This is a genomic window from Bacillus kalamii, from assembly GCF_047238185.1.
Taxonomy (GTDB): Bacteria; Bacillota; Bacilli; order Bacillales; family DSM-1321; genus Bacillus_AD.
Genome location: NZ_JBDFMI010000006.1, coordinates 273,543 through 286,646 on the forward strand (window position 1 = coordinate 273,543; position 13,104 = coordinate 286,646).

The 13,104-nt window shown below is 44.9% G+C and carries 13 protein-coding genes and 2 other annotated features (1 of these 15 cut by a window edge); of the genes, 1 reads left to right on the forward strand and 12 read right to left on the reverse strand.

Features of this window, described 5'->3' with window-relative positions:
* Positions 1–560: 560 nt before the first annotated feature.
* On the reverse strand, positions 561–1,409 hold the full coding sequence (gene spoIIQ, locus ABC357_RS19045) for a stage II sporulation protein SpoIIQ (protein ID WP_412889181.1): 849 nt from the start codon (positions 1,407–1,409) through the stop codon (positions 561–563).
* Between the two features lie 177 nt (positions 1,410–1,586).
* On the opposite strand from spoIIQ, the gene ABC357_RS19050 reads away from it, so the two are divergent.
* The gene (locus tag ABC357_RS19050; protein ID WP_412889182.1) at positions 1,587–2,012 is read left to right on the forward strand and encodes a VanZ family protein; all 426 of its coding nucleotides are present in this window, start codon (positions 1,587–1,589) and stop codon (positions 2,010–2,012) included.
* 40 nt (positions 2,013–2,052) lie between these two features.
* On the opposite strand, the gene spoIID is transcribed toward ABC357_RS19050, so the two are convergent.
* The 11 genes from spoIID to trpE form a co-directional block, all read right to left on the reverse strand.
* Positions 2,053–3,087: a stage II sporulation protein D gene (spoIID, locus tag ABC357_RS19055; RefSeq protein WP_412889183.1), complete on the reverse strand. Its 1,035-nt coding sequence runs from the start codon at positions 3,085–3,087 to the stop codon at positions 2,053–2,055.
* 278 nt (positions 3,088–3,365) lie between these two features.
* Positions 3,366–4,664 carry a UDP-N-acetylglucosamine 1-carboxyvinyltransferase gene (gene murA / locus ABC357_RS19060; RefSeq protein ID WP_412889184.1) on the reverse strand — a complete coding sequence of 433 codons (1,299 nt, stop codon included), beginning with the start codon at positions 4,662–4,664 and terminating at the stop codon, positions 3,366–3,368.
* Positions 4,665–4,696: 32 nt separating this feature from the next.
* Complete coding sequence (locus ABC357_RS19065; protein WP_412889185.1) at positions 4,697–5,428, reverse strand: YwmB family TATA-box binding protein; 732 nt, start codon at positions 5,426–5,428, stop codon at positions 4,697–4,699.
* A 148-nt stretch (positions 5,429–5,576) separates the two neighbouring features.
* Entirely contained in the window at positions 5,577–5,813 is a 237-nt protein-coding gene (locus ABC357_RS19070; RefSeq protein ID WP_412889186.1) for a DUF1146 family protein, read from the reverse strand.
* 269 nt (positions 5,814–6,082) lie between these two features.
* Positions 6,083–6,871: a tryptophan synthase subunit alpha gene (gene trpA / locus ABC357_RS19075; protein WP_412889187.1), complete on the reverse strand. Its 789-nt coding sequence runs from the start codon at positions 6,869–6,871 to the stop codon at positions 6,083–6,085.
* Positions 6,868–8,070 (reverse strand): tryptophan synthase subunit beta, encoded by a 1,203-nt coding sequence (trpB, locus tag ABC357_RS19080; protein ID WP_412889188.1) that lies wholly within the window; start codon positions 8,068–8,070, stop codon positions 6,868–6,870. The genes trpA and trpB overlap by 4 nt, the downstream gene beginning before the upstream one ends.
* On the reverse strand, positions 8,070–8,681 hold the full coding sequence (locus ABC357_RS19085; RefSeq protein WP_412889189.1) for a phosphoribosylanthranilate isomerase: 612 nt from the start codon (positions 8,679–8,681) through the stop codon (positions 8,070–8,072). The genes trpB and ABC357_RS19085 overlap by 1 nt, the downstream gene beginning before the upstream one ends.
* Positions 8,678–9,460, reverse strand: a complete 783-nt coding sequence (trpC, locus tag ABC357_RS19090) for an indole-3-glycerol phosphate synthase TrpC (protein WP_412889190.1) — start codon at positions 9,458–9,460, stop codon at positions 8,678–8,680. The genes ABC357_RS19085 and trpC overlap by 4 nt, the downstream gene beginning before the upstream one ends.
* Positions 9,460–10,482: an anthranilate phosphoribosyltransferase gene (trpD, locus tag ABC357_RS19095; RefSeq protein ID WP_412889191.1), complete on the reverse strand. Its 1,023-nt coding sequence runs from the start codon at positions 10,480–10,482 to the stop codon at positions 9,460–9,462. Before trpD ends, trpC begins: the two co-directional genes overlap by 1 nt.
* Before the next feature lie 84 nt (positions 10,483–10,566).
* Complete coding sequence (locus ABC357_RS19100; RefSeq protein ID WP_412889192.1) at positions 10,567–11,157, reverse strand: anthranilate synthase component II; 591 nt, start codon at positions 11,155–11,157, stop codon at positions 10,567–10,569.
* The gene (gene trpE, locus ABC357_RS19105; RefSeq protein WP_412889193.1) at positions 11,154–12,572 is read right to left on the reverse strand and encodes an anthranilate synthase component I; all 1,419 of its coding nucleotides are present in this window, start codon (positions 12,570–12,572) and stop codon (positions 11,154–11,156) included. The genes ABC357_RS19100 and trpE overlap by 4 nt, the downstream gene beginning before the upstream one ends.
* Before the next feature lie 29 nt (positions 12,573–12,601).
* Positions 12,602–12,851: a binding site (T-box leader), on the reverse strand.
* Positions 12,852–12,895: 44 nt separating this feature from the next.
* Positions 12,896–13,104 (reverse strand) — a binding site (T-box leader) (it continues 49 nt past the right edge of the window).

The following is a 13,104-nucleotide window of genomic DNA, read 5'->3' on the forward strand; positions in this document are numbered from 1 at the left end:
AGATTCGCTTCTATGAGTTGATTAGCACCAGCTCTCCAAGTAAAAAAGAATATATAGTTCAAAATGACTTATGCGTTCAAACGATGACTCACCTCAATCACTCTCTTTATAAGGTTTGTAACAGTTTATTAGCTTGGGCGAGTGATTATGCACAAAACGCGGAAGAAGGACAAGTGTTCAGCTGTTTTTTTCTCGAACGGGCACTCATCGTCCCTTCGCAATGTCCAGTGGACAGCCGGCTGCCAACGCCTAATGCCCATCTTGTCGAAACCAGCCTTTTTCCAGCAAACCTCAACAATTCCCCGTCCAATAGTGTCCTATTTCCCAAGAAATTGACCAAAAAAAGAAAGAAACGTCGAAAAAACAAAAGCGGAAGGCGCCTGTTCAGCCCCGACCAGCTTAAGACGAGAATCTGACAAAGGCTGGGCTTTGCCTTTGAGGAGACTTGGTTTAAAGCAGTCATTCCAAACCAACAATATCCGGACAGCAAAAAAAGATTGCCCATGGGGGGACAATCTTTTTATCATTTGTTTGCGCAGTAGGAATGCATTAATGGTTTTTTAGTTTTGACTATCCATATTTTGATTGTCTGCATTATTGTCTTGTTCAGAAGATGAATCCTCTGTAGATTTTTCTGATTTCTGATCTTCCTTAGACTTGGAGTCATCCGTTGAAGTGCTGTCTTTTGCTTGGTCTGTATCTACACTTTTGCTTTCCATCAATGCTGATACCGGCTTTTGGAAGTAATCGTTAGGATTGACAGCCACTGCATCTTTGCGGATTTCAAAATGTACATGGACTCCCGCTTCTTCATTCAACAGGCTTTGTCCAGCTTTAGCGATGACTTGTCCTTTTGTGACAACATCGCCTTCTTCTACAGCGATATCAGTCACTGATTGATAAGAAGTAGTGATGCCTTTTCCGTGATCGATTTCAATGACATTTCCTAATAAAGAATCATCTTTCACACTGACTACTTTACCGCTGACGGCTGCCGTAACATCGAATGATTTGCCATTTTTCATGGCAATGTCGATTCCTTTGTTCATGATGTATTTGTTGTCATAATATAAAAGTGCGCTTTCTTGTTCTTCTTTGCTTGCCTTATTGTCGTAAAACTCTTTTTTCACTACAACGTTTTCCTGGTTGGAAACCGGCATTCCGAAGTTTTCAAGCTTACTGTTTACCTCGATCGCTTCTTGCTCTTTCCCTGGGGAAGTTTGCTCTATGCCATTTTTAGCGATATCGCCAGGAGTTGCTGAATCTTCCTTGTTATTTTGAAACCAAAGAACTGCTGTTAGTAGAATGGCTGCTGTTGCTAGATAAATGGCTGGTAATGCCCAACGCTTTGAAAGAAAACGTCTCATTCCTGATTTTTGAGAAGTTCGTTTCTTTTCTTCCTCTCTCATGTTTATCACCTCAGCAACCATTTTGAACAGATTTTTCTAAATATATACATTTCCTTTAAAAATTTTTATTTTCACCGTTCATGCTACAATATGAAGTGATCTCTTTTTCCACGGACATACAGCTTGTTTCATAGAAAGAGACTGTCATTATATCTGGAAGGCTGTGTTTGAAAAGCTATGAAAAAGACATTGCACTATCTTCTTTGGGCGCTTCCTATCATCTATATGATTGTCATATGGATACTCTCCAGCATCCCGAGCGATGCTTTAGTAGAGTTGCCCGATTCCAAGTGGGACCGCTTCTGGAAGGAAAGCATGCACCTGATTGAATTTGCTATACTCTACGGTTTGTTTGCGGTTGCTCTTGCTTCGAGCGGAAAGCTGACTAAGAAATCCAGCCTTATTGCGGCAGTTATCGCCATGGCTTACGGAGTGCTTGATGAATACCATCAGTCATTCTACCCATACCGGTCTGCGACCCTCATTGATGTGGTGAAAGATTGGATCGGCGTCATTGCCGTTTGGGCACACGTACACTATCATTATGTCAAAAGAGAAAAAAGTGTACTCAATAAACTGGAACGCTACATGCAGCGCCCATAAAAAAAGCACCGCTCTTCAAGAGCCGGTGCTTTTTCATTTTTCATTTTTGAGCGACATTCGGATTCATCAGGGAATCTGCAGAAGCAATTTGGATTCCTTTATAGTAATAATGGACGATATCCTTGTAGCTTTTCCCTTCTTTGGCCATGCCGTCTGCGCCATATTGGCTCATCCCTACACCGTGCCCGTATCCTTTTGTAGAAATGATGATATTACTTCCCTTCCGCTTCCATGTAAAATCAGTTGAACGGAGATCCAATCGCTCCCTGATTGTTTTGCCGCTTAGGACCTTTCCGCCGAAGTCAACAGATGCAACCCGCTTCCCTGGCGTCCTGCCGATAATATTTCCCATATCGGCCCCATTCTTCATTTTAATGCCCAGTTTCTTCTCAAATTCCGCTGCTGTCATTACTTTCGTACTGGCGAACTTGGGAGATTCTTTATCCCAAGGGCTTGCAACACTTTTTAAATAAGGGGTAGCATTTTTCCAATAGGCCTCGGCATTTTCCGTGTAACCGTTGCTTGTTGAAAAAAAGAATGCGGTGATTGGCTGTTGTTCATACGTTATGATTTCCCCTTTTGTCGCAAGGACTGCTTTAGCAACCTTCTTTATGTTCGCATCATATTTATCCATCCAGCTTTTTCTCAGCTCATCATTGCTTTTATATACCTGATCGCTGATCGTGTCCGTAACATCGGCACCTTTCAATGAAGCAGCTGCACCCTTTACTTTTTTATTCATAATATAGGTACGCGCTGTGAGAGCCTGTGCTTTGAGAGCCTCCAATTCAAACTTTGCAGGCATTTCAGCAGCTACAACTCCCGCTACATATTTTTCAAGCGGCAGCTCCACCACTTTATCCGTTGACTTCCGCCATACCTTCACCTTTATATTGGAATCATCCAGTTCGGAGATTTGTACCTCCCCCGTTTTCTTTTGGCTGGGCGATCTTTCTCCCAAAATGCCTTTTTCCTGATTGTCCTTGTAGAACGGAAGCACCATGACTGCAGGTATTAGTACAGTTATAAGCGCTACAATCATCGTTAGCACGGCAATTGGTTTAATAGATTTCAACTTATCGGCCTCCCTCTTAATCTGTCTCACTATACAATAGTATGGCAGCCGGGACTTTTTTATGTCCTTTTTCGGTAAGGGAAAAATAGCGCTATGGAACTCTGCTAGATTTGTAAGGCTGGGAACGCCACCTGTTCAGTGGCACAGCTTAAAAGCTTGAGGAGATGGATGGATGATGAAAAATATCGTCTTATCGCTACCGGAGCAGTCACAAAATAATCTTGAATCATACAAAAAAACCGGATGGATCACCCATCCGGTTTTTTCTATATTCAGTATTATGCCTTGATTTCAGCTACCATGCTTCCTGAATTCATATCTTCGTTGATACGCTCGATATCGGCGCCAAGAGCCGCTAATTTACCGTGGAAATTTACATATCCGCGATCCAAATGTTTAAGCTCAGTTACGCGCGTAACACCTTCTGCTACAAGTCCTGTCAGGATTAATGCCGCAGCTGCACGCAAATCTGTTGCAGCCACTTCAGCACCTTGAAGATCAGAAGGTCCATTGATAATTGTAGAGCGTCCTTCGATTTTAATCTCCGCATTCATGCGGCGGAATTCTTCCACATGCATAAAACGGTTTTCGAAAACTGTTTCAGTAATCATGCCTGTTCCTTCAGCTTTCAGCAGCAATGCCATCATTTGCGATTGCATATCTGTAGGAAAGCCAGGATGCGGCATAGTCTTAATATCGACAGCTTTTAAATGTTTTGGTCCTTTAACGCGTAAACCGTCTTCTTCTTCCGTAATATCAACGCCCATTTCCTGCATTTTGGCAATCAGGGAAGTTAAGTGCTCAGCTACTGCGCCTCTAACCAATACATCGCCTTCTGTAATGGCTGCAGCGACCATGAAGGTACCTGCTTCAATACGGTCAGGGATGATGGCATGAGTAGTTCCTGATAATGATTCAACGCCTTCAATGCGGATAGTTGCCGTTCCCGCACCTCTTACTTTAGCGCCCATCTTGTTCAAAAGGTTTGCCAAATCAACGATTTCCGGTTCTTTAGCAGCGTTTTCAAGCGTAGTTGTCCCTTCAGCAAGAGTTGCTGCCATCATAATGTTTTCAGTTGCGCCAACACTTGGGAAATCCAAGTAAATTTTAGCGCCATGTAATTTTCCGTCTGCTTCCGCTTCAATAAAGCCGTTCCCGACTTTCACTTTAGCGCCCATTGCTTCAAAGCCTTTCAAGTGCTGATCCAACGGACGGGAGCCAATTGCACAGCCGCCGGGCAATGCTACACGGGCTTTTCCGTTACGAGCCAAAAGTGAGCCCATAACCAAAACAGATGCGCGCATTTTTCGTACATATTCAAACGGTGCTTCTACAAATAGCTCTCTTGATGCATCTACAGTGATCATATTATTGTCAAATGCTACATCAGCATTCAAGTTGCGTAATACTTCATTAATCGTAAATACATCGGAGAGAGTAGGCACGTCTTTAATAACGCATTTACCATTGCTTGCTAATAATGTTGCAGCGATAACAGGCAGTACGGAGTTTTTAGCTCCTTCAATCTTGACAGCTCCAGTCAGTCTGTTTCCGCCGCGGACGATGATCTTTTCCAAAAGTATTCCCCTCCGCGTCCAATTTCTCTATATTAATATTCAAATGTTATGATGGGTGTGCCAATTACAAAAGAAGTACTTGCGCCCAATCCATCAGATCTCATGGCTAATTGTAAGTTGTATTGTTTACTGACATATGTTTGCTTGAATAGTGATGATTTCGCAGTGACGGAAATAAAATGATGCTCTTTCAAGCTTTCTATTTCGTTTGCCTTGAAATCTTTCATCCAGGCATTTATCCTAGAAGTTAAAACCTCATCAATAGTATCATTGATGCTACCCTTGATACAAGTGAAAATTGTGGTATTTCGCTTGAATAAAACTTTCTTCCTGCTTTGTACGCGCTCGTTGACATCTTTCTCCCAACCCGGCCATACAACTGTTCCTTGCATTTCATATGTAATATATGATTCCTCTGTGCGATTGTGCGCAGAAGCAACCGTTACAGTCTCCGTATAGCGACTGTCCGACTTCATTCCTACGGCAACCAGTTTAGTAGACTGTTTCATGATATTCCACTTGAAATCAGGAAATGTTCTTTTCATTTGGTTAATTTGCTCATTAAATTCATTTTCATCGGAGATAGAGACCAATAACTCTCTAGCTGTAAGCGACCATCCCTCTACTTTTGCGTCTTTTTTATCTTTCAATATGCTATAAATCTGATCTAGATCAGACTTACCGCCCATAGCTTCAGTCGTTATATTCCCAACGCTACCAATTATCAAACCCAATAAGGCTGCATACAAGAAAATTTTCTTCATCCTTTATCCTCCCCGCACAGAACTGTTAAACAGTTTTGCCGTAAAAGGGAGCAATTATACCTTATGATTCTACTAATCTGGGAGATTGATATGTTAAAAAAAGCACAATACCAAAGATACGTGGTTATACATCCGACCTTGCTGCTGATTATCGAAATAGAAAAGGCAATTGTCTGGACCATGATAAATAATCCAGGAAGAATGTACTTACCAAAGTTCCAATGGCAATCGTCAATAAGATAAACAGCACTCTTGCTTGAACGACTCTATTGCCACGAAGCAATTTTTCAAAATGTAACGCCTGGAGAGCCCACCAAGTGATCGCAATGAAAAAAAGATGCGAGATAATACCAAGCATCGCTTGTTGTCCTAAATTTGCAAACATGCCGGCTTCCTCCTTTTTCGAACTCCACCTTCCATTTTACCATATATGGCACTTAACAGAAGAAGAAATTCACTAAGGCGTTCAAACATTGCAATAATTTCCAAATACCAACCTATATATTATATAAAGAATTGGACCGCTAGTAAACAAAATACTTTTTGTTTTTTTAAAAAAGGGAGAAAAAACAAAAAGTAAGCGCATTCTCTGATTTTCATCCTATATGTCAATCAAAAAAAGAGTTCTGCCTATGAAGCAAAACTCTCTTTTTTTCATTTTGGATGAATCGTATAATCGGCAGCCGCTTGTATAAGATCGCTGATTTTTCCGTCTTCCCCTGCTTGCAAATAGCGGATCATTTGGCTTCCCACTATTACCCCATCGCATACTTCCCCCATCTCCCTTACTTGCTTCGGCCCAGAAATGCCAAATCCGGCCAACACAGGGATTTTGCTGATTGCCTTCAGTTTCCGGATATAGTCCGTCGAATGTTCTTCTAGCTGTGATCTCGCCCCTGTGACACCTCTAACGGTTACCGCATACAGAAATCCTTCTGCCCCTTCCGCCAATTGTTTCAAACGCTGCTCAGGGCTCATAATGGACGCCAGCCGGATTAAATCAATTTGGTACGGCTGCAAATACGGCTTGATTTCATGCTCTTCTTCCAATGGAAGGTCAGGAATGATGCAACCGTCTATTCCCAAAGAGGAGCATTCCTTCGCAAAAGCTTCCACGCCAAACGCTATAATCGGATTCAGGTATGTCATAAATAGCAATGGAATCGAAACCGTCTCCCTCACATTCTTCAACACGCCGAATATTCCCTTTAAGGACGTCCCTTCCCTCAGCGCTCTCATTCCTGCTTCCTGTATGACCGGACCATCCGCTGCAGGATCTGAAAAAGGAATGCCGATTTCAATCATAGTCGCCCCAGCCGCCTGCATTTTTTCTAATGTCGGAATGAGTTGATGCAAGCCTCCATCCCCAGCCATTATATAAGGAACAAAGCATTTCCCCCCGGAAGAAATAACTTGCCGGATTGCTTCCTTAATCATACTCATTCTTTCCCACCTCCAAGATACTGTTTTACCGCTTCCACGTCTTTGTCGCCCCTTCCGGACAAACAAACCACTACACTCTCTTCTGGTTTCATCATTCCGGCGAGCTTCAGTCCATGTGCGACGGCGTGGGCACTCTCGAGCGCCGGGATGATTCCCTCGGTGCGGCAAAGCAATTGCAATGATTCCAGCGCTTCATCGTCTGTAACAGATGTATATTGGACCCTGCCATCATCCTTCAAAAAACTATGCTCCGGACCTACTCCCGGGTAATCAAGACCGGCCGATACACTATGCGCTTCGATCACTTGCCCCTCCTCATCCTGGAGTAAATACATCTTAGCCCCATGAAGTACACCCGTCTTTCCTTTCGTTAAAGAAGCGGCATGGAAAGGTGTATCCAGTCCTTTTCCGGCTGCTTCCACCCCAATGAGCGCAACCTCTTCATCCTCCAGAAATGGATAAAACATCCCCATCGCATTCGAGCCGCCCCCGATACAAGCAACGATAGCGTCAGGAAGCCGGCCGGCCTTTTCTCTAAATTGCACCTTCGTTTCCTTTCCGATTACACTTTGAAAATCACGGACTATTTGCGGAAAAGGATGGGGCCCTAATACAGAACCAATCAAATAATGGGTATCATCCACATGTGCTGTCCAATAGCGAAGCGCTTCATTCGTTGCATCCTTCAAGGTAGAGCTGCCTTGCTCAACCGAGATGACAGTGGCGCCAAGCATCTCCATCCGAAAAACATTGAGCTTCTGCCGCTTGATATCCTCCGCTCCCATGAATACGATGCATTCCAGATCCAACAAAGCAGCAACCGTTGCTGTCGCTACTCCATGCTGGCCGGCTCCTGTTTCAGCAATCACCTTCGTCTTTCCCATTCGTTTCGTCAGCAGCGCTTGCCCAATTGTATTATTGATTTTATGGGCTCCTGTATGGTTCAAGTCTTCACGCTTCAAATAGATTCGGGCCCCTCCCCCATGGCGGGTTAACCGCTCCGCATAATATAAAGGCGTTTCCCTTCCTACATATTCCTTTAAATAGTAATCCAGCTCCTCCAAAAAGGAGGGATCCTCTAGAGCCTTCCTATATTCAGCCTCTAATTGAAAAACAGCTTCCATCAGGGTTTCCGGTATAAAGCGTCCTCCATAAATGCCGTAACGCCCTTCTTTGCTTGGTAAAGAATAAGTTCCCATTAACTGTTCGCTCCTTTTGCATAGTTGATGAATGCTTTTATTTTTTGAACATCCTTCCTTCCATCTGTCTCCACACCGCTTGATACATCGACCATATACGGCTTTACCGCTGAAATAGCCTCTCTTACGTTCACCGCTGTCAGCCCTCCAGCCAGAATGACCTTTTGCCCCGTTGCGCACAATCTGGAGGCCAATGTCCAATCGAATGTCCTTCCATTCCCTCCGTAATAAGTGCCTTTTGGGCTATCCGCCAATATAAAAGGGGAGCTGTATGTAAGCGCCGTTGTCACATCTTCCTCCCTATCCATTCCAATTGCTTTTATGACAGGCAATGAAAGGGACCGGCAAAGCCCATCGCTTTCATCCCCATGCAGCTGGAGCATGGTCAATCCGCAATAGTCAGCGGTTTTCTCCATCGCTTCCTTGCTTTCATTCACAAAAACGCCGACTTTCTCCACGTGTCCGGGAAGTACTGCTATCAGTTCTTTTGCTTTTTCCATACTGATCTGCCTCTTACTGGATGCGAATACAAAGCCTAGAGCATCCGCACCTGCCTGCACAGCTGCTTCCGCATGCATAAGATGCTGGATTCCGCAGATTTTCACCTTCATCGTACTGGCCTATTTTCGCCGTGAAGAGATAGATCAAACATCGTTGCAGGTATGTTGGCGGATTTCATTAATGTTTCACCGACAAGGATTCCGGCAGCACCTGCTAATTGCACTTTTTCCACATCTTCTCTTGTTCTCATGCCACTTTCCGAGATAAACAGGACATCGTCCGGATGTTCACTCGGAATACAGCGGACAGTGGTTTCCAATGTCACTTCAAAGGTTGCCAGATTGCGATTATTGATGCCGATCAAATCTGCCCCCACATCCAAGGCTGCTTTCATTTCCACTTCATCATGGACTTCCACAAGCACTTCAAGCCCGAGCAATCTGGCTTCTTCATAAAGGCTGCAGAGCTTTTCCGGCGGCAAAGCAGCCACGATTAAGAGAATGGCATCGGCTCCTGCAGACCTAGCTTTGTGGATCTGTACGGGATCTATGATGAAATCCTTGCAGAGGATTGGCAGCTCTACAGCTTTTCTGACTTCTTCCAAATCTGTAAAACTCCCCTTGAAGAACGGTTCATCCGTCAGCACCGATATGGCTGCAGCCCCTGATTGCTCATATACTTTTGCCTGGGCAGCCGGATTTACCTGATCATTCAAATGGCCTTTAGAAGGAGAATGGCGCTTCAATTCCGCAATAATCCCGATTGGGCTTTTAGCCTTCAAGGATTGCCTTAAGGAAACCGGCTTTCTTGTAGAAGGGCTTATTTCTTCAGCCTTCAGCAATTGGATGAAACTTTCTTTCTCTTTTAAAATATCTTTCAGTATGCTCATTACAGAACGACCTTCCTTTCCCTGCTCTTTTCTATCAAACTCTGAAGGATAGAATAGGCTTTGCCGCTATCTATACTTTCTTTGGCCAAACGGATGCCTTCTGCAATTGTCGAAGCCCGGCCTCCGGCATAAATGCCCAAACCAGCATTCAACAGCACTGTATCACGATAAGCACCCTTCTTGCCCCGCAATACGTCTATCAGAATGGTGGCATTTTCTTGGGCATCTCCTCCTTTAATCATGTCGTTTCCGAATGTCCCCAATCCGGCCTCTTCAGGTGTGAATGTAAAATGGTGAATGCTGCCGTTCTCCAAAACCGCAAGGACATTTTCGCCTGCCAGTGATGCTTCATCCATAAAACCTGCTCCATTCACAACAACCGCACGCTTTCTTCCCAATTGCTGGAGCACTTCGGCAAATAAACCGACATACTTCCGTTCATAGAGGCCAAGAAGTTGAAAATCCAGCGAGACCGGATTAGTCAAAGGCCCGATTAAATTAAAGATGGTCGGAATCTTTAAATCCTGCCGAACTTTCATAATCCGTTTCAGATTAGGATGGACATATGGTGCAAATAAAAAGGCGATGCCCACTTCATGCAACAGATCAATGACGGCCTCGGGAGGCTGTGATATATTCACACCCAATTTCTCCAGCACATCCGCACTCCCCGTCTTGCTGCTCACGCTCCTGTTTCCATGTTTCGCTACCTTGATGCCTGCTCCGGCAATGACAAAGGATGACGTTGTACTGATATTGAAGCTATGCGAGCCGTCCCCTCCGGTTCCACAATTATCCATCACCCCAGCAATCACTGTGTGGAAGGGAAGGGCCTTTTCCCGCAAGGCTTCCACCAGCCCGGTTATTTCCTCCACATTTTCCCCTTTGGATTTCAAAGCGATTAAAAGGCCGGCGATTTCACTGTCCGAAATCTCTTTCTTAAACAAATTTGAAGCGACTTGCTTCATTTCTTCATGGGTCAGCGATTGTTTATTGGTCAACATATGCAAAAATTGTTTCACTCTGTTCCCCTCCTGTTTTATGAATAGCACCAGACGGTATGAAGCACTTTATACCACCCATGCTAAAAACAACCATTCATTACACTATGAAGGAATGGACCGGCCGATTTTGGCAGCCTCCAGGAAATTCCTGATGCAGGCATCTCCCTCACTTGTTCCGATTGATTCCGGATGAAATTGCAGGCCGTATGTGGCATGATTCCTATGGCTCAGCGCCATCAGCTCGCCATCGCCAGCAATGGCATCCACCTGCAGGCATTCAGGCAAATGTTCGGATGAAACAGCCAGTGAATGGTATCTCATCACCTCTAATGCTTCAGGCAGGCCGGAAAAAATCCCTCTCTCCGTATGGCTGATGATCGATCGCTTTCCATGCATGATTCTTTTGGCCGCAATAACACTCCCTCCAAAAGCGGATGCTATCACTTGATGCCCTAAACAAATGCCCAACATCGGTATGGTTCCGCTGAATTGCTGTACTGCCTCCATACAAACGCCGGCCTCCTCCGGCCTCCCTGGTCCCGGAGACAGAACGAGTGCCTCCGGTTGCATGAGGCTGATTTCATCCAAATTAATGCGGTCATTTCTCCTTACTTCAATAGAGGGAATATATCCGCCCAGTTGCTGGTAGAGGTTATACGTAAAGGAATCATAGTTATCGATCAACAGAATCATAGCTCCACCTCCATGAGCGCTTTAGCCTTATTCAGCACTTCTTCATACTCGGCCTGCGGATCTGAGTCATGGACGATTCCGGCTCCTGCCTGGATATAAGCCTTTCCTTCCTTGACGACCATCGTCCGGATGGCCAGCGCAAAATCGAAATCGCCATTATGTGAAAAATAGCCGACCGCACCGGCGTATACGTTCCTTTTCTCCGTTTCTAATTGGTTAATCAGATTCATAGCCCGGATTTTCGGGGCGCCCGATACAGTTCCTGCCGGCAAACAGGATGCCAGTACATCCTCATTGAATATAGAGGGCCGCTTTTTCCCCTTCACTTCCGACACGATATGCATGACATGCGCATACTTTTCAACGAGCATATATTTTACAAGTTCAACGGAACCAATTTCACACACTCTTCCCAGATCATTTCTTCCCAGATCGACCAGCATCATATGCTCTGCCAGTTCTTTCTCATCCTTCAGCAATTCTTCTTCCAATACGGTATCCTCCGCTTCCGTCAATCCTCTTTTCCTTGTGCCGGCAATCGGATTGGTTAAGACTGTATCGGCTGATCCCTTAATAAGGCTTTCCGGAGAAGCCCCGACTATCTGGTATTCTTCAAAATCGATATAAAACATATACGGAGATGGATTATGCCTTCGCAAACGGCGATAGAAAGAAAATGAATCTCCTCCAAACTCTGTGGAGAAACGGAGCGATAAGACGATTTGGAAGATATCTCCCCGGAAAATCGCTTCTTTCGCCTTCTCTACAATTGCTGTGAATTCCGCTTGAGTGCGATGGCTCTGAAAACTAATTTTCCTACCATGGCCAGCTGTTTCCTCCGCCTGCAGCATCCCCGCTGATAGCTCTTTCATTATTGCTGCCGCCCGTTCCTTAAATTCGGCTTCTTCCTGAGCATCACCGGACGAAACGATGTAGACCTGTTGGCGGATATGGTCATAAACGATGATGTCCTGGTAAAAAAGCATATGGGCATCCGGCATATTCACATCATCCGCCAAGCATCCGCCAATGTCTTCGTATTGCCGGATCACATCATAGCCGATGTATCCGACACCACCGCCAATGAAAGGGAAGCGGTTCCCTTCCTGTATATCCTCCCTCTCTATATATTCCTTCAGCACATCCAGAAAGAGGCCTTCCTTACATGACTCTCCAGCTGGCTGCCTGATTGTGTTGTTTCCTCTATCCGACAACAGTTCTATATGTGGATTACAGCCGATAAAGGAAAACCGCCCATGCTGCTCATGCTTCAATGAACTTTCCAGCAAGCATTTTTTCCTTCCTTTCAAACTTTGAAAGATGCCGATCGGCGTCAACATATCTCCCTCTATTTGCTTCACAAACAACTTTTTCATCTTCCTCACCCCAACTTTTGAATAGGTCGTTTTCCCCATAAAAAAATCCTCCACAAGCACAATTGCTTGCAGAGGACGATGTTGACCGCGTTGCCACCTCTGTTAAAGAAACACTCCGTTTCTTTCACCTCATTCAGGTACGGAAAATAGCCATTTTCGTATACCCTATCCCTCTAACGGAGGAAACCGTGCCCGCATACTGTAATTCAACAGGCCTCTCTTGAGTCCATTCACCCAGTAATGACTGTCGGCTCGCAGCTTCCGCCGACTCTCTGAAAGGCATTATCCCAGGCTACTTCTCTCAATCAACGATTTAAATGATCCACTATTTTTCTTCATACATACAAAAAGGCCCCTCATCCAAAAAGGACGAGAGACCCGTGGTGCCACCTTTATTGGCTGTAAACAGCCACTCAACCGGTATCTTATGCGTAAAACATCCGCATGCCAATACCTGCCCCTTATAACGATGGGGAGTCCGCCAAAGCCTATTCTGCCCTCATGGCATTTCAACTCGGATGCTCTGAAGCCCATTCACTATGAACCCTCCGCTGATTCGCACCAACCACCA

What these genes read in the sequence shown, in the direction of transcription:
- spoIIQ (WP_412889181.1), bottom strand. Translation starts at nt 1,409, where the DNA reads ATGAGAGAGGAAGAAAAGAAACGAACTTCTCAAAAATCAGGAATGAGA.
- ABC357_RS19050 (WP_412889182.1), top strand. Translation starts at nt 1,587, where the DNA reads ATGAAAAAGACATTGCACTATCTTCTTTGGGCGCTTCCTATCATCTAT.
- ABC357_RS19065 (WP_412889185.1), bottom strand. Translation starts at nt 5,428, where the DNA reads ATGAAGAAAATTTTCTTGTATGCAGCCTTATTGGGTTTGATAATTGGT.
- ABC357_RS19070 (WP_412889186.1), bottom strand. Translation starts at nt 5,813, where the DNA reads ATGTTTGCAAATTTAGGACAACAAGCGATGCTTGGTATTATCTCGCAT.
- trpA (WP_412889187.1), bottom strand. Translation starts at nt 6,871, where the DNA reads ATGAGTATGATTAAGGAAGCAATCCGGCAAGTTATTTCTTCCGGGGGG.
- trpB (WP_412889188.1), bottom strand. Translation starts at nt 8,070, where the DNA reads ATGGGAACTTATTCTTTACCAAGCAAAGAAGGGCGTTACGGCATTTAT.
- ABC357_RS19085 (WP_412889189.1), bottom strand. Translation starts at nt 8,681, where the DNA reads ATGAAGGTGAAAATCTGCGGAATCCAGCATCTTATGCATGCGGAAGCA.
- trpC (WP_412889190.1), bottom strand. Translation starts at nt 9,460, where the DNA reads ATGAGCATACTGAAAGATATTTTAAAAGAGAAAGAAAGTTTCATCCAA.
- ABC357_RS19100 (WP_412889192.1), bottom strand. Translation starts at nt 11,157, where the DNA reads ATGATTCTGTTGATCGATAACTATGATTCCTTTACGTATAACCTCTAC.
- trpE (WP_412889193.1), bottom strand. Translation starts at nt 12,572, where the DNA reads ATGGGGAAAACGACCTATTCAAAAGTTGGGGTGAGGAAGATGAAAAAG.